Genomic DNA, 23529 nt, shown 5'->3' on the forward strand with positions numbered 1-23529 from the left:
TAGATTGAAGTAGTCAATTCAATCCCTTGGAGCAAAACTATGGCTGAAATTTCCACTCAACTTTCCAACCTCCGCCGCCCTCGCCTCTTGGTTAGTGCCGCGCGCCATGGCCTGTCAGACTACCGCCGGAGCCGCGACCTGCGTCGCATTGCAGGCCACTCCCTTTCCACAAGTCCACGGGCCGTGGTGGCACAACTTTTGGACCAAGAGGAGCAAATCGAGCAGACTCGCCTTGCCCGAGATGGCACCTATAGCGCCAATAAACATGTCGAGTTGCTGGTCGCTTTGATGGCCGAGAGTCGCGTGCTCACATCCGAACCCAGCCCAGCCCCGCGTACGGCTCATCGGCAGGATTGGCGTCCCAAGGTTGTCTAAGGCGTCTAAGGCCGCCTAGACGAATGCGTCCGCCATGCTCGCTTTCTTCTCGCGAATATAGGCGCGCAATGCGTCATCAATCGCGGGGTCTAAGTGTGGTTGCTGATAGCTATCCAGCAGCTTCTCGACCCGCACCGAAGCAAGTGCCACCGTGTCGCGCTCCCCCTCGTCTGCCCAAGTCTCGAACGGCTTGTAGTCGAACAGATCAGAGCGCCAGAACGCCGTTTTAAAATTGTTCTGCGTATGCTCGCACCCAAGGTAATGCCCGCCCGGGCCTACTTCCTGGATCGCCCCCATGGCCTGTGCATTTTCATCCATGTTCACGCCCTTAGAAAAGTGGTGCAGCGCGCCTAACTGGTCCGCGTCCATCACAAATTTCTCAAACGACGCCACAAGCCCGCCTTCAAGCCAGCCACAGCCGTGCAACATGAAGTTCACACCTGCCAGCAGCCCCATATTCAAACTATTCGCCGTCTCGTAGGCCGCCTGCGCATCTGGCAATTTCGAGCCGCAAAAGGATCCTGCCGAACGGTATGGAAGCCTCAAACGGCGCGCCAATTGCCCAGCCCCATAGGTGATGTGTGATGCTTCTGGCGTGCCAAATGTCGGCGCGCCCGAGTTCATGTCGATCGACGTCACGAACGCCCCGAAAATCACCGGCGCGCCCTTCTTGACCAACTGGCTATAGGCCACACCCGCCAAAACTTCTGCCAGAACTTGCGTCAATGTTCCCGCGACCGAGACCGGAGCCATAGCCCCACCCACGATGAACGGCGAAATAATGCAAGCTTGGTTGGCGCGCGCATAAATCTCTAGCGCGCCCATCATGATCGAATCAAATGTCATCGGCGAGTTGATGTTGATCAGCGAGGTCATCACCGTGCGACCGTCCAAGCCGTCAAACAAAATCTCGCACATATCAACCGAATCTTGCGCGCGCGATGGCTCGGTCACCGAACCCATGAACGGTTTATCGCTCAGGGACATGTGGGCATAAAGCATATCAAGATGGCGCTTGTTCACCGGCACATCCGTCGGCTCGCACACGGTGCCGCCGGAATGGTGCAGCCACTTGGACATATAGCCCAGCTTCACGAATTTATTGAAGTCAGCCATCGTCGCATAGCGACGCCCACCTTGCACATCGCGCACGAAGGGCGGGCCATAAACCGGGGCAATCACCAGATTTTTACCGCCGATTTCTACATTGCGCTCTGGATTGCGGGCATGTTGTGTGATCGTGGAGGGCGCAGTGGCACATAATTTGCGTGCAAGACCGCGCGGAATACGGACCCGCTCGCCAGTGACTTCAGCCCCTGCTTCGCGCCATAGCTCCAACGCCGCCGGGTTATCGACAAAATTTACGCCAATCTCGGCCAGCACGGTTTCCGCGTTCGCCTCAATAATATCGAGGGCCTCCTCATTGAGCACCTCAAAATTGGGGATATTGCGCTCAATATATTTTGCGGTCTCGAAACTAACTGCTGTGCGTTCTGCGCGCCGCGCTGCCCCACCGCCGCCGCGAGTACGTCTACGTGGTGCTGCTGTTGTATCCGACATGACCGGCTCCCCAATTCAAGTATGATGCCTTGAGTACTTCATGGCGTGCTTATCCGTGGCTTGAAACCGCCCCTTGGGATGAAAAAGCGACATGCACCACATATTATGTGGCTCAACCCCACAAATCAGCGGCTTCTGCCCTCTTGCCACGGCGTCCCTAGCCCAATACTCAGCGGATATGACACAAATCACCCATGAACGCCTCCTCATCATCGACTTTGGCTCTCAGGTAACGCAGCTGATTGCGCGTCGCCTTCGCGAGCTAAATGTCTATTGCGAAATTCATCCCTACCAAAAGGTCACCGACGCCTTTTTGACTGAGTTCGCGCCAAAGGCTGTCATCATGTCCGGTGGCCCCTGCTCGGTAATCGACGAAGGCTCGCCCCGCCCGCCCGAGAGCGTTTACAGCCTCGGCGTTCCTATCCTTGGTATCTGTTACGGCCAACAGGCTATGATGCAAAGCCTCGGTGGCTTGGTCGAGCGCGGCCATGGCACCGCCGAATATGGCCGTGCTTTTGTGGAGCCGAAAGGCACCTTGGCCCTGCTGGATGGCTGGTTTGAGGGCGACAAAGAGCAGGTCTGGATGTCGCATGGCGATCACGTCTCCAAAATTGCGCCCGGGTTTGAAGTCTACGGCACCTCGCCCAACGCGCCCTATGCGATCACGGCCGATATTTCGCGCAACTTCTATGCGGTGCAATTCCACCCAGAAGTGCATCACACGCCCAACGGCGCAAAATTCTACGAAAACTTCGTGCGTTTGGCGGGGTTTACCGGCGATTGGACCATGGGCGCCTACCGCGAGCAGGCCATCGAGGCGATTCGCACACAGGTCGGCGACAAACAAGTCATCTGCGGCCTGTCCGGCGGCGTTGATTCGTCCGTTGCCGCGCGCCTGATCCATGAAGCCATTGGCGAGCAGTTGACCTGCGTGTTCGTGGACCACGGATTGTTGCGCAAAGGCGAGGCCGACGAGGTCGTCACCATGTTCCGCGACAACTACAACATGAAGCTGATCCACGCGGACGAGCAAGAGTTGTTCCTTGGTCAGTTGGACGGGCAATCTGACCCTGAGACCAAGCGCAAAATCATCGGCAAACTGTTCATTGATGTGTTCCAAAAATACGCCAATGAGATCGACGGCGCAGAGTTCCTTGCCCAAGGCACATTATACCCCGATGTGATTGAATCTGTTAGCTTCTCTGGTGGCCCTTCTGTCACGATCAAGTCGCACCACAACGTCGGTGGTCTACCCGAGAAGATGGGCCTGAAACTGATCGAGCCATTGCGCGAGCTGTTCAAAGACGAAGTGCGCGCCTTGGGTGTCGAATTGGGCCTGCCCAAGTCGTTCATCGGTCGCCACCCCTTCCCCGGACCGGGTCTGGCGATCCGCTGCCCCGGCGAGATTACCCGCGCCAAACTGGATATTCTACGTGAGGCTGATGCGGTGTATATCGACCAGATTCGCAAGCATGGGTTGTACGATGACATCTGGCAGGCATTCGTGGCGATTTTGCCCGTCAAAACCGTTGGCGTGATGGGCGACAGTCGCACCTATGACTACGCCTGTGCGCTGCGTGCGGTGACCTCCGTGGATGGTATGACGGCGGATTACTACCCGTTCGAGCATGATTTTCTGGGCGAGACTGCAACGCGCATTATCAACGAGGTGCCGGGTATTAACCGCGTTACCTATGACATCACCTCAAAGCCTCCGGGCACTATTGAGTGGGAATAAACCCATGAGATGGATCAGACGCGCGGCCCTCGTGGCTGCGTTTCTGTTCATTGGTCCCGTGGCTTTCATTGCGGGGTTTGCCGCGTGGTTTTCCGAGAATACCCGCCCGACAGATGTGATCGTCGTTTTGGGCGCAGGCATGGATGCAGATGGCACCTTGCACCGCTCCTCTTTGCTACGGGTCGAAAAAGGGGTCTCCCTTTTTCGAGCAGGCCTTGCCCCGCATATGCATTTTACCGGTGGGCGGGGCACCTCTGCGGGGCCTTCGGCGGGGCAACAAATGGCCCGACTGGCCGCACAGCTTGGCGTCCCCGAAACTCAGCTGAGCTTTGAGCAGGAAAGCCAATCCACCCTACAAAACGCCTTATTTTCACACCCCCAGTTGCAAGGCCACCAAAGCTTGCGCCTCGTCACAGAAGGGTTTCACCTGCCGCGCAGTTGGCTCAGCTTCAAATGGGCAAATGTCAGGTCAGCCGATGGCCGAAATATCGAGCTTAGTATCTCTGAGCGGTTTCGCTCGTCCTCTCCGAAAGCCCGCTTGCCGCAGGTCAGCATGGTGATCCGCGAGGGGCTGGCGCTTTGGTTCAATCTGGGCCGCGCCGCGATACATGGCGGCGCAGGGCTTATCGGGGTTGAGCGTGCGACACGCGATCGCTGGCTCGCATGACCGCCACCGCTGCCAAATCCAACCTGCCCCTCGCCGCCACTTGGATGGTCGGGGCGATTGTGTGCTTCTCGGCCATGGCCGTTGCGGGGCGCAAGATCAGCGCGGAGCTGGACACATTCGAATTGATGACCTACCGCTCGCTCATCTCTATCGCCTTGGTGGTCTTGATCGGTGGCATGGCTGGCACCTTGCGTGAGATCAGCACCCGCAACTTTGGCCTGCATGCAGTTCGCAACCTGTCGCATTTCGCCGGGCAAAACCTGTGGTTCGCCGCAATTACCATGATCCCGCTGGCGCAGGTTGTGGCCTTGGAATTCACCTCGCCCATTTGGGTGGCGCTACTGGCTCCGATTTTTCTCTCCGAGCGACTGACTCCGCTGCGCATGTTGGTGGCTGTTCTGGGCTTCATCGGCATCTTGATCGTGGCCCGCCCCGACCTGAGCAACCTAGAGCTTGGCGCAATCTTCGCCGCATGTTCCGCGATTGGCTTTGCCGGCTCGGCGATCTTCACCAAACGCCTGACGCGGCACCACTCCATCACCTGCATTTTGTTCTGGCTTGCCGTCATGCAGGCAGTATTTGGCATCCTCTGCGCCGGATGGGATGGGGACATCGCGTGGCCATCGGGTGGCGTGGCCCCATGGGTGGTTTTGGTGTCGTTCACGGGTTTGGGGGCACATTTTTGCATCACCAAAGCCCTTCAAGTTGCCCCGGCGGTGGTGGTCATGCCGTTTGATTTCGCACGCCTGCCGCTGGTCGCGGTGTTGGGCATGGTCCTGTTTGACGAGTCGGTGGATATTTGGGTGTTTGTCGGCGCCGCCGTTATTTTCGGCGCGAATTACCTCAATATCGCGGCCGAGGCCCGGAAGGCCAAGGCCCCCATTCAGTGAGAATTGTGCGCTTTTCGCCACGACTTACATGGAGTTTCGATTTTTCACCCTCAAAAGCACCGTTACGCAGGGTCACAAATTGACGTGGGCGGAAACTCGCCTCTAGGGTGGGGTAAATCACCATTCAAGTGTTTCGGGGAGGAAACCATGAAAATTTTTGCAAGCGCAGCCGCACTGCTCGCCGCGACAACATCCCTCGCATCAGCAGGTGGCCTTGATCGTTCCGGCCAAAATATCGGAATTTTGTTTGAGAAGGGCAATCGCGTCGAGTTGACCTTTGGCTATACCAAACCAAGTGTCGACGGCAATGATCTGGCAACCACAGGTACAACCGGTCAAGTCGCCGATAATTTTCTGACCGCAGGCATCGCACTAAAGTACGACGTCAATGATAAAATCTCAGTTGCTTTGATCGTCGACGAGCCTTTCGGATCAGACGTATCCTATCCGACGCCCCCAACCTCTGTGATGATTGGCGGCACGCAAGCCGTGGTAGACAGCTACGCGATCACTGGTGTTGGACGCTATAAGTTCAACGAAAACTTCTCGGTCCACGGTGGTCTTCGCTACCAAGAACTTTCGGCCAATGTGACCCTATCCGGCGCGGCCTATGGCGGTCTTTCCGGCTATAACGCAGGCTTTCGCAACAGCGGTGCTTTTGGCTTCTTGGTTGGTGCAGCCTACGAGCGCCCCGATATCGCGCTGCGGGTGGCTTTGACCTATAACTCAAAGATCACGCATAAATCTCCGACAACCGAGAGGATCGGTGCCGCCATTGTCGGAACCGGCACAACAGAAATTGTCGCCCCTGAAAGCATTAACCTTGCGTTCCAAACCGGTATCGCCGCAGACACATTGCTGTTCGGCTCGGTTCGTTACGCCAAATACACCCAAACGATTGTTTCTCCGACGACTTTCGACGCATTGGTTCCTGGCCTCAACTCCAGCCTGACCTCAATGGAAAATAGTCTAGACCTCACTATCGGCCTTGGCCGCAAGTTTAGCGATCAATGGTCGGGATTTGTCTCCTATAGCCACAGCAGCACCGGCACCGATGATTTGGTATCACCGCTGGCTCCAACGAATGGCTCGCAAGCAATTACAATCGGCGGCAAGTACACCATGGATGCGGTCGAGATTAGTGGCGGCATTCGCTATACTAAACTTGGCGATGCGCGCCCTGAAACCGGTACTCCAGACACTGCCCGCGCAACCTTTGCAGGCAACAGCGCGGTCTCCGCTGGCTTGAAAATCGCTTACAAGTTCTAAGCCGCAAACATAACAACACCAAGCCCCGCTCATTGATTTGAGCGGGGCTTATTTTTTGCGCATGATCTGGGTGGCTTTATCACAAACCCCTGTCATAAATCACTTATGAGCACATCACCTTCACAACAAACCATGTCCGGTAAAGCTTGGGGCGAGTTAGCCCTGCTGGCTTTCATCTGGGGCGGGTCGTTTCTGTCTATTCGCCTCGCGCTAAATGAGGTGCCCGTTATGACAGCGGTGGCGCATCGCGTGTTTTGGGCGGCGCTGATCCTGTGGACTTACATCGCAATCCGCCGATATCCCCTGCCCCGAAGCCCGCGCATTTGGCTGGCGTTCCTTGTTATGGGCTTGCTCAACAATGTGATCCCTTTCTTGTTGATGGCGTGGGGGCAGTTGCATATCGAGACTGGCCTGACCTCAATCTTGAACGCAACAACCGCGATCTTTGGCGTTCTGGTCGCCGCCGCCGTTTTCGCCGATGAGAAGTTGACCCTTAACCGCTTATTCGGGGTTTTACTGGGTTTTTTGGGCGTTGCCACGGCCATTGGATTGGAAAACATCGCCAAATTCGACATCCGCTCCACCGCGCAACTTGCGGTGCTTGGCGGCACCTTATCCTACGCCTTTGCAGGTGCATGGGCGCGCAAAATGCTCATCGGGTTAAAGCCGCAAGTGGCTTCGGCTGGGATGCTGACCGGCTCGACCCTGATCATGGTCCCCGTGGCCTTGATGGCCGACGGAGTACCCTCGTTTGAGTTGAGCCTAACCGCAACCCTCGCCATCGCCTATTACGCCATCGTTGCAACCGCCGTGGCCTATTTGTTGTACTACCGCATCCTTGCCATGGTCGGCAGCGGCAACCTGATGACCGGCACCTTGCTGGTCGCGCCCGTCGCGATTGTTCTTGGCGCAGTGGTGCTGGGCGAGAGCTTGGCCCCGCGCGCCTATATAGGATTTTGCCTTTTGGCCTTGGGGTTGTTGGTGTTGGATGGTCGCATCTTGCGAATTTTGCGCAAAGCCCCCTAGCAAGCGCGCGCGTGCGCCGCTACCAAAGTGCTCAGGGACAAAGAGCGAGCGAGCGAATGATTTACAACTCCGCGCAGGACTGGCTTCAGGCCGAGACCAAGAAAGTGCTGTTCTTTGGCATGTCTGGTCTTGGGAAAACACATATTTCCAACATGTTGCGCGAGTCCGGGGATTGGTTCCACTACTCCGTCGATTACCGCATCGGCACGCGCTACATGGGCGAATACATCACCGACAACTTTAAGCGCCGCGCGATGCAAGACCCGTTTCTGGCAGAATTGCTGCGCTCCGATAGCATCTATATCGCGTCCAACCTGACTTTTGACGACCTGTCACCCCTGTCCACCTATCTGGGCAAACCCGGTGATCCCGCCAAAGGCGGGCTGCCCTTTTCCGAGTATGAAACCCGTCAGGCGCAACATCATGTGGCCGAGGTTTCTGCCCTGCTGGACACGGGCCATTTCATCAACCGTGCAAAGGATTTATACGGCTACAACAACTTCGTATGCGACAGCGGCGGCTCGATCTGTGAGGTCGTTGATCCATATAATCCTGACGATAAAGTCCTGAATGCCTTGGCCCAAAACCACCTTATGGTGCGCATAGAAGGCTCACCCGAGCACGAGGCAGAACTGGTTCGCCGCTTTCAAAAAGCCCCGAAGCCAATGTGCTACCGGCCCGAGTTTTTGACTGACCTTTGGGCCGAATACCTCAATGAAAACAAATGCTCCGAAGGTGAAGTTGATCCAAACGACTTCATCTCTTTCACCTATGCGCGCGCCATCGAGCAACGCGATCCACGCTACAAAGCGATGGCCGATAACTTCGGCGTCTCGGTGTCGCACAAGGACCTTGGCCGCATCACCACGCCCCAAGGTCTCGACGAGTTGATCGCCGCCACCCTTGGCAACAACGCCTGAGCCACCTAGGTAAAAGCTTGCAAAACTGACGGAAACCCCATGCCCATTAAACTGCCCTCCACCGCCCTGCCTGCCTATGACGTGCTGTCGCGCGAGGGCGTGAGCGTAATGAGCGCAGATCAGGCCGCGCGCCAAGATATCCGCCCGTTACGCATCGCCTTGCTGAACCTGATGCCCAAAAAAATTCAGACCGAAAACCAGTTTGCGCGCCTCATTGGGGCCACCCCGTTGCAGATTGATCTGAGCCTGATCCGCATGTCCGAGCACCAGACCAAAACCACCGCGGCGGCGCATATGGCCGAGTTCTATCACCCGTTCCAAGAGGTCAAAGATCAAAAATTTGATGGCTTAATTATCACCGGCGCCCCGATCGAGCACCTTGCCTTCACCGACGTCACCTATTGGGACGAGCTTCGCGAGGTCATGGAGTGGACGCAAACCAATGTGCACTCCACTTTTGGCGTTTGCTGGGGTGGGATGGCCATGATTAACCACTTCCACGGGGTCAAAAAGCACCTGCTGGATGCAAAGCTATTCGGCTGTTTCCGGCACAGCAACCTGGATCCGGCCTCGCCCTATTTGCGCGGGTTTTCCGATGATTGCGTCATCCCTGTGTCGCGGTGGACCGAGATGAAACAGGCAGAGATTGATGCCGCCAGCGGCCTTAAAACCCTGCTTGGCAGCGAGGCCGCCGGGCCCTGTCTGGTTGAGGATCACGCCCACCGCGCGCTCTATATTTTCAACCACTTCGAGTATGACAGTGGCACTTTGAAAGAAGAGTACGACCGCGACATAGCGGCCGGAACTGCAATCAATATCCCCGATAATTACTACCCGAATGATGATCCGACCCAGAAGCCCATGAACCGGTGGCGCAGCCATGCCCATCTGCTTTATGGCAATTGGATCAATGAGATATACCAAACAACTAAATTCGATATGGACCTGATTGGTGCTTAAACTTGTCATTCTGGTCGGTGTTACATTTGGGCTTGGAGGCTGCGGCGTGATCAATGACCGGATCAAAACACGGACCGCGCAGGCGCTCATAGACACGCCCCCCGACGGTCAAATATTGGATGTGAACGGCTCGGCGGTGCACCTCTATATTGAGGGCACTGGCCCCGATGTCATTGTCATTCATGGCGCGGGTGGCAACTGGAAGGACTTCACTTTCGGCTTGATTCCCGCGCTCAAAGATCAGTTCCGCTTCATCGCGATAGACCGCCCGGCCCATGGTCATAGCGGCCGGATCAGCACGCGCGCGGGCAAGGTCGAAACCATCGCAGAGCAGGCAGAGCTGATCCATGCTGCGGCCCAAATGCTCGGCGCTAAAAACCCCATCGTTTTGGGCCAAAGTTACGGCGGCGCGGTGGCCCTGGCTTATGGTTTGGCACATCCCGATGACACCTCTGGGCTGGTCTTGATATCAAGCGTCGCCAACCCTTGGGAGGGGAAGCTCGACATCTATTACCGCGCCACCGGCACTTGGTTTGGCCAGAATGTGCTGATCCCCCTTGCCGCCGCATTTTCAGGGACGCGCAAGGGCGATGCGACATTGGACAAGATTTTTGCACCCGACCCCGTACCCGAAGGCTACTTGGAGCATATGGGATTAGGGCTGGCGCTGCGCACGGAACAATTGCGGGTGAACACGCAAATGATTAACCAGTTGCACGCGGAAATGACCAAACAGTCCAAGCACTATGAGGCCCTCAAAATGCCCATCGAGATTGTGCATGGAACCGCCGACACAATCGTCCCCTATGAGGTCCACGCCCTGCCCTTGTCAAAGCGCCTGCCTAACGTCGAAATGACAACGCTTGAAGGCATCGGCCATATGCCCCACCACATTGATCTAGGCAGCACCGTTGCGGCCCTACGCCGCGCCGCAAAACGCGCTGGCCTGCGCTAGACTAAGCCTTCATACTGCGACATGAATTAACGAATGAGGCCGCTATGACCCTGCCCTTTGATGGTGCTATCTCCAAGTTCTACAAAGAAGATATCCCCGACAGCGTGCAAGACGCCATCCGCAACGCGGGCAAGAACGATATTCTGGCCGAAAGCTATCCCTACGAGACGCGGATGGACCTTGATGATTACGAGGACACCATGAAGCAATTACAGGTCGAGCTTATGAAGCTACAGGCTTGGGTTGCGTCAAAGGGCAAGCGGGTTGCCATCGTCTTTGAGGGGCGCGATGCCTCGGGCAAAGGCGGCACAATCAAGCGGTTTCGCGAGAATATGAATCCTCGGATTTGCAAGATCGTGGCCCTGTCAAAGCCCACCGAAGAAGAGCGTGGGCAATGGTATTTTCAGCGCTATATCAAGCACATGCCGACTGCCGGACAAATCACGGTCTTTGACCGGAGCTGGTACAATCGCGGCGTGGTGGAGGATGTTTTCGGGTTTTGTTCCATGGGCGAGCGCAACCACTTCTTTCAACAGGTTCCCGACTTTGAAAAGATGCTGGCCGAGGACGGGGTTATCTTGATCAAGCTCTGGCTCAATGTGGGCCGCGCCGAGCAATTGCGCCGTATGTTGGCGCGTGAAAAAGACAAGTTGAAGCAGTGGAAACTGTCCTCGATTGACGTCAAAGGTCTGCACAAATGGGACGCCTATTCGCGCGCCATTTCCGAGACATTCGAGGCCACGGACACCAAACATGCGCGCTGGACGGTGATCCGCTCCGACGACAAACGACGCGCGCGCATTAGTGCTTTGCGCAAGATTTTGAATACAATCCATTACGATAACAAAGATGACAGCGTGGCCATCCGGCCCGACAAAAAAATCTGCGGCGGCGTTGATATGTGGTCAGCCGATGCCTAAACGGGGCTATCATCACGGCAATCTAAAACAGGCGTTGGTCGATGCGACTTTGCGCCTGATCGAGGAGAAAGGCCCGACTGGCTTTACCGTCGCCGAGGCGGCGAAACTGGCAGGCGTCACCCCCGCCGCCGTCTACCGCCATTTCGAGGGGCGTGAGGCGTTGATCGCGGAATGCGCGCTGCAAGGTCACCGCATCTTTGGCGACCTGATGGAACATGCCTATGCTGGTGGGAAACCGACAGCACTAAAGGCATTCGAGGCCACAGGACGCGCTTATCTGGCCTTTGCGCGCAAATTTCCCGGCCATTACATGGCGATGTTTGAGAGCGGCGTGAACCTGCAATCCAATCCTATACTGGCAACCGCAGCGGACCGATCCCGCGGCGTACTTGAGGAAGCCGCGCTCCAGTTGTCACAACATATCCCCGAGGATAAACGCCCCCCTGCAGCGATGTTCTCGAGCCATATCTGGGCCATGAGCCACGGCGTCGTAGAGCTGTTTGCGCGCGGCAACCCCGGTGCAAAATCCCCCTTCCCACCTGAGGATTTATTGGAGGCAGGGATTGGTATCTATTTACGTGGATTAGGGCTTATTTCACCCGATAGTTAACACACTGGAAACAATCAAAAAAACGCTTTCACATTCAAGATTATTGCCATAATTTGGTCGTAATTCATGTATGTTTTTCGTCAAACTGTTGGGCCTAGCTATGATTTCCGCACTTCTTCTTGCCGCCATTGGTGGAACATTTGCCACTGGATTTGTCCTTCAAACCGGCAGTTCTGACGACGATGATCTATTCGGCACGTCCCAAGATGATGGTTTGGATGGTGGCGCGGGTGATGACTTCCTGTATGGCGGCTCGGGCAATGATCTGATTGTTGGCGGCGACGGCGATGACATCTTAGATGGCAGCCATGGTGATGATCACATGGCTGGTGGCGACGGCAATGACGACCTTTTTGGCGGGCGTGGCGATGACGAAATCGCAGGTGGCGACGGGGATGACTACATCACTGGCAGTCGTGGCGCGGATGCCATCATCGGCGGTTATGGGCATGACACCATTTATGGCCAACGTGAAAGTGATGAAATTTACGGCGGTGTTGGCAATGATTTTATCGGGGCAGGACGCGGCGATGATCTCGTCGAAGGCGGCTCTGGAAATGACCAAATCGACGCTAATTATGGGGATGACATCGTTTTTGGCGGTTTCGGCGCTGACAGTGTTTTTGGCGGCCGTGGCGATGATTTTCTAGCTGGCAATGAAGGCGATGACTGGATCACAGGCGGAGCGGGAAATGATGAACTTACTGCTGGCGCAGGCTACGACACCCTTGAAGGGGGCCGCGGCAACGATATTTTACGCGGCGGTAAAGGCTCCGACACGCTAGAGGGCGATAAGGGCAATGACATACTTATTGCGGGGACGGATACAGACCTGCTTGAGGGCGGCGACGGCAACGACATTTTGGTCGCGCTCAATGGTGGCGGCGCCGACGAGATGTTTGGTGGCGACGGCAATGATTTGTTCATTGTTGGCGAAGACAGCTCGGTGACGATTTATGACCATGACGTTGGTGACCAAATTTTCGTCAGCTATGATTCTACTGAAGGCGATGCACCGGATCTGGAACTGCGCTCCGATGGCCCTAACGCCTATGACCTTCGCATTAATGGCAGGTTTGCGGTTAACATCCGTAGCGATGACCCAGACCTCTCGATAGAGGATATCCAACTGATTGACGCGCTGAATGATGGCGTCAATTATGATGAATTAACAACGGGCGTTAGTGATGGGGCCTCGGTGAATGTGTCCTTCACCCCCGAGCCAATATCTGACGTGAATATAATTGAGGGCACACAAGGTAACGACACCCTGTATGGCACCGAGCTGGATGAGACGTTTCTAGGCCGAGGGGGGAACGACTACATTCATGCGAGCGCCGGAGATGACATCATGATTGGTGGAGCTGGTTATGATGTGCTTTATGGCGAGGCAGGAGATGACTTACTCATCGCAGACAATGATGGCGACATCGACCTTATGGTCGGAGGTGCCGGCAGTGATATTTATGTGCTCGACGGCATTACAAGCGAAGAAGAAATACAAACATTCAACATCAACGAAGATCAAATCGTCATCGACTACCCTGCTGATGCCCCGTTGCCGCTTATCGAGATCAACCCTTTAAACTCTGGCGTTTCTATCCTCGTCAATGGCTTTGAGATTGCCGAAATCTTTGGCAATGTCGAGGGGCTGAGCCTGAATGATATTGTGTTCAAAGACCTCTCAGAGATCGAGGCCAACTATGCAGCCATAGAAGCAGCACCCGGTCGAATCGGGTTGCCTGTTCCGCCTCCGGCAGCGGGGGTTTCCCTAACGGGTGACAGCGCTGCAAATATCCTGACCGGCGGCGAAGGGGATGACTTCATAGACGGGGGCGCGGGTGATGACGAAATCTACGGGCTTGGAGGCGACGACCTTATCAAAGGCGGCGCTGGCGCGGATGTGATTGACGGTGGCGACGGCGACGACATCATCAGCGGGCGCGCGGGCCATGACATCATCCATGGCGGGGCTGGCAATGACATCATTGATGCCGGTGCCGGAATAAGCAGGACATACGGCGGCGACGGCAACGACATACTATCAGCGACAGGCGCGGCCACTGGTGCGCTATACGGTGAGGCCGGAGATGACGTGTTATACAGCGGCATAGATACCGGATTTTTAAGTAATCCCGCTCGGCTTTATGGTGGTGAAGGCAACGATATTTTTGTCTACGTAGACGAGAATTCAGGAAGTTCCATCGGTGATTTCAACCCCGCAGAAGACCTTATTGTCATTCATTTGGAAGATGGTGAGCCGGAGCCAAGCGTCACATTAAGTCTAAATTCGGCCAACGCCACAACTGGCCGCGTGATCATTGACGGGATGTATTCGATACAACTTTTCACTGGCTCAACGCAAAATAATCTAGCGGGTCTTTCCCAAGATAATATCCTCTTCCTCGACACCACCCCCTGACGGGGCATGAAGGCGGTGGCCCTTTACATCTTGCTGGGTTAATGCCCCAGCGAGCGCTCACCGGGGCGATAAAGGCCTAGGGTGACCCGCGCGCCCTGCCCGCTGATCACGCGCATTCCGGCCTGACGCAACGCGCGCTCGGCGGCGCCTTGCGCTTCGCATTGGGCCAGCAACAGGCGCGCGCGGCCCCAGTCAATCGACGCAAGAGCCATCCGCGACCATTGCGCCGCCAAACCTTGCCCGCGCTGCGCAGGGGCAAGCCAGATACCGATCTCATGCGATAGCAAATGGTGGACCATCACGAATTCCAAGCTCCCGTTGCGTAGCCCTGCAAAGGCACGCGGCTTGTCACTTTTGCGCTCGAATGCCACGGCCAACTCATCCCAAGCAGCGGCATCTGCCTGCGCCATTGGCATAAAATCCGCGTGCTTCATCCAGTGACCAGTGCCACCTGGAACCCCGCCATTCCCGGCCCCAATACCTTGCCAAATATCGCCCAAGCGGTCCTCAGAGCGCATCGTCATCCTCCTCTGGCAACCCGGCCCAATACGCGGCTTCCTCGCGCACATCCGGTGCCCCCATTGCCGCGTAATGCGCCAAGGCCCGTGGCTCTATTTGTGCCAAATCCATGCACTCGATAAAGAAGGCACGCAGCATATCCGTCACGGCAGCAATTGCGTCGAACGCCATGTCGTAGTTGATCAAAAGCGCATCAATGCGTTGTTCTGAATAGACATCAAAGCGCGCGGGAGAGCTATCGGCCAGAAAATCCACCGGACGGTAGTAGTCAAACTTATTGGGTCTGGTGGCATCCGATAATGCAGGTTGTTCCGCCTCGTTGGTCTTCAAAATCACCCGCGCAGCGCGCCCGAGGCCGCCCTCGAGGTCTGGCAGACGGAAGAACAAAATCGGGTTGCCGTCTTCTTGCTGGGCCTGCATCAGCGGCACCGCACTGGCAGACAGATCCTCGCCCAAGGCTTCGCGCGCGACTTGGGTCCAGAACAGCTCTAGCAGCAGAAATGAAGCGTCATTGGTCGCAAAATCCAAGAACGGATAACTCGGGTGTTGCTTGATTTCATCTAAGGTCATGCTCATGGCTAGGCGATCAAATTGAAGCTGCAACCGTAGCTGTCGATATCAGAGCGCACCCCACTGAAACCACGCGTATTACCGCGCGCCTGAAAGCTTTTCTGCCCCAGAAACCCCGATGGCGGACGGTTACGCACCCACCTCTCAAGTTGAGACTGGGTTTGGCTACGCAAACGCAACTGGCCACGGTTCAGCATCGCATGGGTGGCCGCGGAAAGCCCCACGGCCTCTGCCACCGTCACTGGCGCTGCGGGTTTCACAATTGGCGCGGCCCCGATCGTTGCCCGTGATGTTCCTGCATTATTACCGCTGGTAATATCGCTGCCCTGTGCGTGAACCACAACAGTATAGGGGCGATCGCAGGTCTGCGTATCAGTGGCCGTATCCGTGGCCGTACTGGTCTGTGGCACGGCCCTCGCGTCATCACTGGTCATCGCGTCATAGCCCAAATACACCAACGCGCCGCCGCCCAAGACAATCACGCCATAGGCCAGCCACCCCGGAGGGCCACCAGCAAGTAGAGGGGATGCGGGTCCAATAGCAGCTACGCCCATGTTAAGTCTCCTTCAATGCGGCGACCATCTGGTAGCCCATAATCAATTGTCGTGCCTTGGCATTCGGCCCCAAAAAGGGGTTCGCTGTGGCATAGTCAAAAGCCGGTTCGCGTAAAATATCGATGCCGGTGCTGTAAATAATTGCCAAAAGAGTAGCAGCCAGATGCGGATCATCCAATCCCAATCGTAAGATGCGTTTTGTATGGCCAAACCGAACCGAGGCCGGAAGGCTGGTCGCAATTTCAAACGTCGACGGATCATGCTTGGCAAGGCGTGCCTCGGCGGCGCGTTGCAGGCCAAACACCTGTGCTTGCGGCACAAATCGCTGCATCGCGTGCCGCGTTGGCCCGTCGAGCACAAACCCATCCGCCCTGCCCTCTTCGCGCAACACAGGAGTTAGCGACATCATCCGGTCCTGCCCGGGCAGCTTGTATAAGATACGGGCGACAACCTTACCAAACATCGCTTTCAGATGCGGCGCGCTGGTGCCCAAGACCCCGCGCAAACCGTGCAAAGTCGTGGGTGACCAGTAGCGAAAAAACAACCACTCGCCCCTTGGGTCGCGCAGCCGGATAAGCCGCCGCAGGTGCTGGCGAAGCTCTGCCAAACCGACCTCACTATGTATGACGACACAGCCATCTGCATCCCACATATGCCAAGCGGCATCCGAACGGGTAAACAACCCGCGGGCAGCCTTTGCCCCCCGGTCCAAGCGCACAAGATAGGGGGCGACCTCAGCCAATGCATCCTGGGCATCGCCTTGGAGTAATGGCATGTAATCCAGACCGGAGGTTTCCAGCCAGTCAGGCAAATTCGTCAAGCACGCGCCATCAAGAATTGCATAGCTGTGAAGCGCCCCATCTGCGAAGACAGACGCGAGCAATCGAAGTGTGTCGCCCTCTTGCTCTGCATCCATCAAGTCGACCCGAACCGGAGCAATTTTTGCGACAGGGGCGACCTGTAAAAGCGGGGATGATGCGGGCGTAATCATAGGCGTCAAATTTCATTTTCAAAACAGGCATAGCCATAAAGCTGTCCGGCCAAGCCACTGAAAAGACAATACAGTCTAGAGCACTGTCGTCGAGAGCATTTTGTGGCCAAAGGGGGGGGGAAGTGGCAGGCAATACCCACAATACAAAAGGGCCGCCCATTGGGCAGCCCTTCTTCGAATTGATATGTTCCGCAGCTTAACGCTTGGAGAACTGGAAGCTCTTACGGGCTTTCGCTTTACCGTATTTCTTACGCTCAACAACACGGCTGTCGCGGGTCAGGAAGCCGGCGGCTTTCAACGCGCCACGCAGGGACGGATCATAGAGCTGCAAAGCTTTGGAAATGCCGTGCTTAACCGCACCAGCTTGACCAGACAGGCCGCCACCTTTGACAGTCGCCATAACGTCGAACTGGTCTTCAGTGCCAGAAACGGTGAACGGCTGGCGCAAGATCATTTGCAGCACGGGGCGGGCAAAATATGCATTTTGCTCTTTGCCGTTCACAGTGACTTTGCCGGAACCCGGCTTGATCCAAACGCGTGCAACCGCGTCTTTACGTTTACCAGTTGCATAAGCGCGACCGAGCGCGTCACGGACAGGCTCAGCGGTGATTGCTGCAGCAACGGCCTCAGCAGGCGTTACGCCTTCTGCAACGGTGTTCAGCTCATCGAGAGATTTGATTTCATCAACCATCGTTATGCGCTCCGGGTGTTTTTCTTGTTCATGGCTTTGACGTCCAGAACTTCGGGGGATTGGGCTTCATGCGGGTGATCAGCCGTTGCGTAGACACGCAGGTTGGTCATGTGCACACGCGACAGTGGGCCACCGGGAAGCATACGCTTGACGGCTTGGGTCAGAACGCGCTCGGGGAACTTGCCCTCAAGAATATCAGCGTTCGTGCGCGACTTGATCCCGCCCGGGTGGCCGGTGTGCCAGTAGTTTGGCTTGTCACGTTTCTTGCCGGTCAGCTGAATTTTGTCAGCGTTCACGATGATCACGTTGTCGCCCATATCCATGTGTGGAGTGAAGGACGGCTTGTGCTTGCCACGCAAGCGCATAGCAATAATCGACGCAAGACGGCCCAGAACAACGCCTTCAGCGTCGATCAGGATCCATTTCTTGTCGATATCGCCGGGTTTAGCGGTAAAGGTTTTCATTGGGTTTCCTCAAGAATTACGGCCACGGGGCATAAAGCCCCTTGGGATGGCGTGGTTTTAACGGAATTGAGGGTGCAGTCAACGATGATTGTTGCGATTTAAATCTTTAAAATCAAAGCATTATAAATAAGGTATTAATATACCCCAATCAAACTTCTATTTGTGACGGCGGATTGCCTAATAGATCACGCAAACGGACCAACGCCGACTCATAGCAGGCCTCAGACACCTGCCCGTTAATGGCGATCCTAACAGAGTGAGGCGCACGCCCATCTATTAGCGTGAAATCATCCGCCGAGCGCAAAAGGACGCCCGCCTTCTCTGCTGCACTACAAAACGAGCCTGCGCGCCAGCCCCGCGGCAAAGCCAGCCACAAAAACGGTACATCATTGCGCCAGCGCAGATCATAGGACCCAAGGTGGTTCACCGCAATTTGTACCAATGCAGCTACGCGCTGCTGCATGTTCGAAATCAGCGCCTCCATTTCTGGCGCGCCAAGCATATCTGCCGCCAACTCGCTCATCGGGGTCGCAATCCCAAAGAAGTTGTACTGCCCAGTGCGGCGCAACTGATCCCCCTTCCCTTGCGGCGCAACCGCAAAGCCCAGCCGAAATGAGGGGCTGATAAGCTTGCTGATGGAGGAGACGTACCATGATTGCTTTGGCAACAGCGCGCGGTAAAACGGCAAGTCACTATCCGCCAACGCATAGCAATCATCTTCCAGAATTTGCACATTGTAGCGCCGCGCGATGTCGGCCAATTCGCGTCGCCGCTCTAATCCGGTACGAAGGGCGGTGGGATTATGCACCTCAGGGCTGGTACAAAACACCTGCGCATCATGGGCGCGGCACGCAGCCTCGAACGCATCAGGGCGCACCCCCGCCTCATCAGATACAAGGCCAATGGTTTCAGCCCGCAGCAGGTTTGCGGCATGACGGAAACCCGCATATGTCAGGTCTTCAGCCAAAACCACCGGCCTATCGCCTTTTAAAATCGTCTGAAAAACAAGGGAAATAGCGTTCTGTCCGCCGTTTGCAAGAACGATATCATCCACGCCAACTGGCCCCAAAACCTTACCAGAACTCCATTTCAAGACGGCTTCTCGGGCTGGGCGATCGGTTTGCTCGCTTGGGTAAATTTTCAACAATGCATCGGGCATATTGGCCAATTTTCGCAATGAGGTGCGCAACATTTCGCTCTGCCCTGCCTCTGGCAATCGTGGTGTGCGTAGATCTAACACCTGCGGCCAGTCAGAGGTTTGCGTCACGGCGCGCGGGGTCGCAACAAAGGTGCCTCGCCCAACAACCGCCTCTAAAACTCCGCCATCCACCAGCCGCGAATAGGCGCGCGCAACCGTGCCGGGCGTTATTGCAATCTGGTAGGCCAATTCCCGAACAGGAGGCAGCTTTTCACCAACCTCTAAGTGCCCGTCTTTCACGGCGCGCAAAATCGCATCACAGAGCACAAGGTACTTCGCACCCGTCTGCGCGGTAAAATCTGGAAACCACATTGTATTCATAACAATCTTTCGGTGGACGCGTACAATTCTCACTTGTATCAATCAATCGTAGCAACTTCGCTACATTGTATCAATACAAAATTGGAGGCCATACCCATGGCACTGTTAGCACAACCCCTCGCCCTTGATCTGTCCGCATTGTCTACACGCGCTAATTTAGCGCTGACTGCACGCGTGGCTGTGAAGGTCGCCGTGGTGCTGATGACGTGGGATGAAGCCTACCGCACACGCCAAACCTTGCGACATCTCACCCGTGATCAGTTGAGAGATGTTGGCATCAGCCCCCGAGATGCGCTGCTAGAATCTAGACGATCATTCTGGCGGCACTGAAGTCTCCGGCGTGGTTCCCTGCGCCGACCCGAGACCTCTTCAACTTGCCGGGCTTTCGAGCCCGGCCTTTTTATTTGGGAGGTATCGAATAGGTCAAAGACGCGCGCGCCACGAGCTTATCAGGGGCATCTTCTGAGTAAATCCGCCCCTCGGTCACGGCCAAGACGCGGCCCAGTTTTAGCAATTCCATCCGGCACAATAGCCGCCCCGGCGCAGGCTTGCGCATGAAATCAATCGAGCAATTGGTGGTCACAGCCAAAGCCACCGGCCCCAAAACCGATAGGATGCAAAAATACGCGCACACATCCGCCAGCGCGAACATGGCGGGACCAGACACCGTGCCGCCGGGGCGCAAATGTTTCTCGGAGGCAGACAGCGCCATGGTCACAAAGGGCGGTGCAATTTCGATAAAGTCGAAATCATCGGCAACCTGCGCGAAATCCCGCGCCAAAAAGGCCTGTAACGCAGCCTTGTCCATCTTTACTTCCATGCTTCCCCTCTTCCAAACTTAGTCGTAGGCTTCGACCGATACCGGAGCAGATCAAAGGAAGTTTGACAAGATGAACGATACGTTAGTTTTACGGGTAGACCATGGCCCGATTGCCAAGCTGACCCTGAACAACCCGTCAAAATTGAACGCGATGTCGAATGCCATGCTGGCCGCATTGCACGGCGCTTTGGACACAGTTGCACAAGATGAAACCATCCGCGTGGTGATCATCGAGGGCGCGGGAAAAGTGTTTTGCGCCGGCCACGACCTGAAGGAAATGCAGGCCGCACGCGCATCCGATGACGGCGGTCAAGCCACGTGGCTGGACCTGTTCGAGCGCTGCTCCGCCGTGATGGCGCGCATTCAAAGTATCCCGCAGCCCGTCATCGCGCAGGCGCATGGCATCGCCACCGCAGCCGGGTGCCAACTGGTCGCGACCTGCGATTTGGCGATTGCTGCGGAGGGGACTAAATTTGGGGTGAACGGGGTGAACATCGGGCTATTTTGCTCGACCCCAATGGTTGCCCTCAGCCGCAATGTCGCGCGCAAGCAGGCCTTCGAGATGCTTACCACCGGCGAATTTATCGACGCCAATAGAGCGCGCGAAATCGGGTTGATCAACCGCGTGGCCAAGGAAGATTTGGCGACTGAGACCCTAGAGTTCGCCCAAGTCATCGCAGGTAAACTTGGCGCGGCTGTTCGCATTGGGAAACAAGCTTTTTATGAGCAAATTCAAATGCCTGTGGCCGACGCTTATAATTACGCTGGCGATGTTATGGCGGTAAATATGGCGCGCGAGGATACGTCAGAAGGCATCACCGCTTTCCTCGAAAAGCGCAAGCCCAACTGGGATTAATCGAGCTGCCACGCCCCCTTGGGATGGAAAGCGTGAAAGGCGAAGGCGAACATCACGTCATGCACCACGTCGCGCCCGCGCGCATCACGCACCCGCACAGCACCAACACTGCGCCCGCGCGCAATATTGGTGCTGTCGAGGGCGGAGGCTTGCTCGCCCTGCCAGCTTAACTCCACCCCATTTTCGTGGATCACTTTCACGCGGCGCAGGCGCTCCATCGGCCATGCGCGGTTGCCAACCCGGATCACGCGGGCCATCGGATCAATGCCACCGGGCGGCAAGTCCCCGTCATAAAGGAAGGGTCGCGAAGCGCTGTCATATTTCAGGTAAGGGTTTGATCCATAGTTAAAATTCTGGCGAGGCGCGTTCAGAACCAAGCCGTTTGGGTTGCGGGTTTTAAAGGCCTCCCAGCTTTCCATCCAGCTGGGGATTTGCGTGAGCGAGCGCCCAGCGTATTTCCCCACGATCCCCATACCGGTAGCTTGCTGCCACCAGCTTTCGCTTTGGCGGTCATACATGATCATATCGGAGTTGCGCAGGTTGCCCGACACCCCAAAAGACAGCACCTTGCCTGCGACGCGTCGATCAAACACCACGCCGGAATTACACAAGGGGCAAAACGTGATGGCAACCGGCACGCCGCCGATCACATCGTTAACGATCTCATGCACCATGAAATAGCGGATCGGGTAGGCGCGCGGCACCTCGCCCTTGATTTCTACGCTCATTACAGGTTCACGATCGCCAAGGCGTCGCTCCCCCTCAACTCGTAGAAAAGTAGGGTTATCGACCGCAGGGATGCCGTCTTTTCCGGGACCGCCAGAGCGAATTTCTGTCATGTCCACTGTGGATTTTGCGAAGTCCGTGTTCGGCCATTGCGCCTTGAGAAATGGGTTTTGCGCCAAAGCCATCACAGTAGATGCGCACCAGAACACTATGATTAGAAACGGAAAACGGGTCATGCCTATCTCCTCTGGGATGAGGAAGCATGACCCGTTTCACATGTCTTGAACAGCCCCGCTCACGCGGGATTGATAGGGTGTTAGCCGACTACTCGGTGACGCGCACAGCCTTCATTTGGTCCGGCGTGCCCTTTACAGAGCCGTTGGCCCCTTTGCCTAGTTTGATCGCATCCACCACTTCCATGCCAGAAGTCACTTTTCCGACGACGGTGTATTGGCCGTTCAGAAATGCGCCCTCATCGAACATGATGAAGAACTGGCTGTTGGCGGAATTGGGGTTCTGGCTGCGGGCCATACCGATGACGCCACGGGCAAAATTGATGTCAGAGAACTCGGCCACAATGTCGGGCCGCGAAGATCCGCCGCGCCCGGCACCGCTGGTGTCGCCACCAGATTTGCCAAACTCAACGTCGCCAGTTTGCGCCATAAAACCCTCGATCACGCGGTGAAACACCACGCCATCATAGGCTCCTTCACTTGCCAAAGCAGTGATTTGCTCGACATGCTTCGGGGCTATATCCTCGAACAGATCAATCGCCACGGTGCCATTGGCCTCGCCCATAATATCAATCTCAAGACCTGTCGCCAAAGCAGGGCTAGCGGCCAAAGCAGCGATCAGTGCGAGGGTCTTATTCACCGCCGTCACCACCTGCGTCCGCATCGCCATCGACTTCCTCGGCTGGTGCCGCAGCACCGTCACCGATATCGGCGGCAACTTTCACAGAAATCATCCGGTCAGGGTTCATTGGCGGCTCGCCACGTTGCAAGGCGTCCACATGTTCCATGCCCGAAAGGACGCGGCCATACATGGTGTATTGGCCGTTCAGAAAGCTGTTGTCGGAGAAGTTGATGAAGAACTGGCTGTTGGCCGAATCCGGGTTGGAAGAGCGCGCAGCGCCGATGGTGCCACGGTCGTGCGGCAGTTTGGAGAACTCAGCCGGAACATCAGGCATATCGGAGCCGCCTGTGCCAGCAGAGCGGATGTTGAAATCTTTTTCCATGTTGCCGTTGGCCACATCGCCAGTTTGCGCCATGAAGCCATCAATCACGCGGTGAAACGCCACGTTGTCATAGGCACCGGAGCGGGCCAATTCTTTCATGCGCGCGGTGTGCAGCGGCGCCACGTCGGGCAGCAGTTCAATGGTGACGGTGCCGCCAGTGAGTTCCACCAGAATGGTGTTTTCAGGATCTTTGATATCGGCCATTTGGGCGCTCCTCAGGAATGTATAACTTGCGCCGCAACCTAATGGTTGACGGGGCAGTGTAAAGGG

25 protein-coding genes and 1 pseudogene are annotated in these 23529 nt (G+C 56.2%); 14 read left to right on the top strand and 12 right to left on the bottom strand.

Annotated elements, in window-relative coordinates; translation table 11 throughout:
- Window positions 1-39: 39 nt before the first annotated feature.
- Entirely contained in the window at window positions 40-375 is a 336-nt protein-coding gene (locus tag AC3Y7R_RS04360; protein WP_490040781.1) for a DUF6477 family protein, read from the top strand.
- A gap of 15 nt (window positions 376-390) precedes the next feature.
- On the opposite strand, the gene AC3Y7R_RS04365 is transcribed toward AC3Y7R_RS04360, so the two are convergent.
- Complete coding sequence (locus tag AC3Y7R_RS04365; protein ID WP_490040782.1) at window positions 391-1935, bottom strand: trimethylamine methyltransferase family protein; 1545 nt, start codon at window positions 1933-1935, stop codon at window positions 391-393.
- Between the two features lie 178 nt (window positions 1936-2113).
- On the opposite strand from AC3Y7R_RS04365, the gene guaA reads away from it, so the two are divergent.
- The 11 genes from guaA to AC3Y7R_RS04420 all read left to right on the top strand — a co-directional run bounded on the left by guaA (window position 2114) and on the right by AC3Y7R_RS04420 (window position 14312).
- Window positions 2114-3673 carry a glutamine-hydrolyzing GMP synthase gene (gene guaA / locus AC3Y7R_RS04370; protein ID WP_490040783.1) on the top strand — a complete coding sequence of 520 codons (1560 nt, stop codon included), beginning with the start codon at window positions 2114-2116 and terminating at the stop codon, window positions 3671-3673.
- Between the two features lie 4 nt (window positions 3674-3677).
- Window positions 3678-4340, top strand: coding sequence for a YdcF family protein (locus tag AC3Y7R_RS04375; RefSeq protein ID WP_490040784.1), 663 nt, complete (start codon window positions 3678-3680; stop codon window positions 4338-4340).
- Window positions 4337-5230 (top strand): DMT family transporter, encoded by an 894-nt coding sequence (locus AC3Y7R_RS04380; RefSeq protein ID WP_490040785.1) that lies wholly within the window; start codon window positions 4337-4339, stop codon window positions 5228-5230. The genes AC3Y7R_RS04375 and AC3Y7R_RS04380 overlap by 4 nt, the downstream gene beginning before the upstream one ends.
- A gap of 147 nt (window positions 5231-5377) precedes the next feature.
- Window positions 5378-6499 carry an OmpP1/FadL family transporter gene (locus AC3Y7R_RS04385; RefSeq protein WP_490040786.1) on the top strand — a complete coding sequence of 374 codons (1122 nt, stop codon included), beginning with the start codon at window positions 5378-5380 and terminating at the stop codon, window positions 6497-6499.
- 132 nt (window positions 6500-6631) lie between these two features.
- Complete coding sequence (locus AC3Y7R_RS04390; protein ID WP_490040787.1) at window positions 6632-7525, top strand: DMT family transporter; 894 nt, start codon at window positions 6632-6634, stop codon at window positions 7523-7525.
- Between the two features lie 56 nt (window positions 7526-7581).
- Complete coding sequence (locus AC3Y7R_RS04395; protein ID WP_490040788.1) at window positions 7582-8445, top strand: ATPase; 864 nt, start codon at window positions 7582-7584, stop codon at window positions 8443-8445.
- Between the two features lie 39 nt (window positions 8446-8484).
- Window positions 8485-9405: a homoserine O-acetyltransferase MetA gene (gene metA / locus AC3Y7R_RS04400; protein ID WP_490040789.1), complete on the top strand. Its 921-nt coding sequence runs from the start codon at window positions 8485-8487 to the stop codon at window positions 9403-9405.
- Entirely contained in the window at window positions 9398-10360 is a 963-nt protein-coding gene (locus AC3Y7R_RS04405; RefSeq protein WP_490040790.1) for an alpha/beta fold hydrolase, read from the top strand. Before metA ends, AC3Y7R_RS04405 begins: the two co-directional genes overlap by 8 nt.
- A 44-nt stretch (window positions 10361-10404) precedes the next feature.
- Window positions 10405-11280: a polyphosphate kinase 2 gene (gene ppk2, locus AC3Y7R_RS04410; protein ID WP_490040791.1), complete on the top strand. Its 876-nt coding sequence runs from the start codon at window positions 10405-10407 to the stop codon at window positions 11278-11280.
- The gene (locus AC3Y7R_RS04415; RefSeq protein WP_490040792.1) at window positions 11273-11890 is read left to right on the top strand and encodes a TetR/AcrR family transcriptional regulator; all 618 of its coding nucleotides are present in this window, start codon (window positions 11273-11275) and stop codon (window positions 11888-11890) included. The genes ppk2 and AC3Y7R_RS04415 overlap by 8 nt, the downstream gene beginning before the upstream one ends.
- A gap of 70 nt (window positions 11891-11960) precedes the next feature.
- The gene (locus tag AC3Y7R_RS04420; protein WP_490040793.1) at window positions 11961-14312 is read left to right on the top strand and encodes a calcium-binding protein; all 2352 of its coding nucleotides are present in this window, start codon (window positions 11961-11963) and stop codon (window positions 14310-14312) included.
- Between the two features lie 38 nt (window positions 14313-14350).
- On the opposite strand, the gene AC3Y7R_RS04425 is transcribed toward AC3Y7R_RS04420, so the two are convergent.
- The 7 genes from AC3Y7R_RS04425 to AC3Y7R_RS04455 all read right to left on the bottom strand — a co-directional run bounded on the left by AC3Y7R_RS04425 (window position 14351) and on the right by AC3Y7R_RS04455 (window position 19611).
- A complete protein-coding gene (locus AC3Y7R_RS04425) occupies window positions 14351-14830 on the bottom strand; it encodes a GNAT family N-acetyltransferase (RefSeq protein WP_490040794.1) in 480 nt (159 codons plus the stop codon).
- Window positions 14820-15407 carry a hypothetical protein gene (locus AC3Y7R_RS04430; RefSeq protein ID WP_490040795.1) on the bottom strand — a complete coding sequence of 196 codons (588 nt, stop codon included), beginning with the start codon at window positions 15405-15407 and terminating at the stop codon, window positions 14820-14822. Before AC3Y7R_RS04430 ends, AC3Y7R_RS04425 begins: the two co-directional genes overlap by 11 nt.
- A 2-nt stretch (window positions 15408-15409) precedes the next feature.
- Window positions 15410-15955 carry a hypothetical protein gene (locus tag AC3Y7R_RS04435; protein ID WP_490040796.1) on the bottom strand — a complete coding sequence of 182 codons (546 nt, stop codon included), beginning with the start codon at window positions 15953-15955 and terminating at the stop codon, window positions 15410-15412.
- Window position 15956: 1 nt separating this feature from the next.
- A complete protein-coding gene (locus AC3Y7R_RS04440; RefSeq protein ID WP_490040797.1) occupies window positions 15957-16946 on the bottom strand; it encodes a DUF4123 domain-containing protein in 990 nt (329 codons plus the stop codon).
- Window positions 16947-17142: 196 nt separating this feature from the next.
- Window positions 17143-17637, bottom strand: a complete 495-nt coding sequence (rpsI, locus tag AC3Y7R_RS04445; protein ID WP_490040798.1) for a 30S ribosomal protein S9 — start codon at window positions 17635-17637, stop codon at window positions 17143-17145.
- Window positions 17638-17639: 2 nt separating this feature from the next.
- Complete coding sequence (gene rplM / locus AC3Y7R_RS04450) at window positions 17640-18101, bottom strand: 50S ribosomal protein L13 (protein WP_490040799.1); 462 nt, start codon at window positions 18099-18101, stop codon at window positions 17640-17642.
- A gap of 148 nt (window positions 18102-18249) precedes the next feature.
- A complete protein-coding gene (locus AC3Y7R_RS04455; protein ID WP_490040800.1) occupies window positions 18250-19611 on the bottom strand; it encodes an aminotransferase-like domain-containing protein in 1362 nt (453 codons plus the stop codon).
- Window positions 19612-19716: 105 nt separating this feature from the next.
- Between AC3Y7R_RS04455 and AC3Y7R_RS04460 the strand changes: the two genes are divergently transcribed.
- Complete coding sequence (locus AC3Y7R_RS04460) at window positions 19717-19950, top strand: DUF1127 domain-containing protein (protein ID WP_490040801.1); 234 nt, start codon at window positions 19717-19719, stop codon at window positions 19948-19950.
- A gap of 70 nt (window positions 19951-20020) precedes the next feature.
- Here AC3Y7R_RS04460 and AC3Y7R_RS04465 read toward each other — a convergent pair whose 3' ends face one another.
- A complete protein-coding gene (locus AC3Y7R_RS04465; RefSeq protein ID WP_490040802.1) occupies window positions 20021-20440 on the bottom strand; it encodes a PaaI family thioesterase in 420 nt (139 codons plus the stop codon).
- A gap of 70 nt (window positions 20441-20510) precedes the next feature.
- Between AC3Y7R_RS04465 and AC3Y7R_RS04470 the strand changes: the two genes are divergently transcribed.
- Complete coding sequence (locus AC3Y7R_RS04470; protein WP_490040803.1) at window positions 20511-21296, top strand: enoyl-CoA hydratase; 786 nt, start codon at window positions 20511-20513, stop codon at window positions 21294-21296.
- On the opposite strand, the gene AC3Y7R_RS04475 is transcribed toward AC3Y7R_RS04470, so the two are convergent.
- The 3 genes and pseudogenes from AC3Y7R_RS04475 to AC3Y7R_RS04485 form a co-directional block, all read right to left on the bottom strand.
- Window positions 21293-22258: a DUF3179 domain-containing protein gene (locus tag AC3Y7R_RS04475; protein WP_490040804.1), complete on the bottom strand. Its 966-nt coding sequence runs from the start codon at window positions 22256-22258 to the stop codon at window positions 21293-21295. The two genes, AC3Y7R_RS04470 and AC3Y7R_RS04475, sit on opposite strands and share 4 nt — an antisense overlap.
- Before the next feature lie 88 nt (window positions 22259-22346).
- A complete protein-coding gene (locus AC3Y7R_RS04480; protein WP_490040805.1) occupies window positions 22347-22925 on the bottom strand; it encodes a peptidylprolyl isomerase in 579 nt (192 codons plus the stop codon).
- Between the two features lie 37 nt (window positions 22926-22962).
- A pseudogene (locus tag AC3Y7R_RS04485) lies at window positions 22963-23463 on the bottom strand (peptidylprolyl isomerase); the annotation flags it as partial.
- Between the last annotated feature and the right edge of the window lie 66 nt (window positions 23464-23529).

This window comes from Litoreibacter sp., assembly GCF_058136045.1.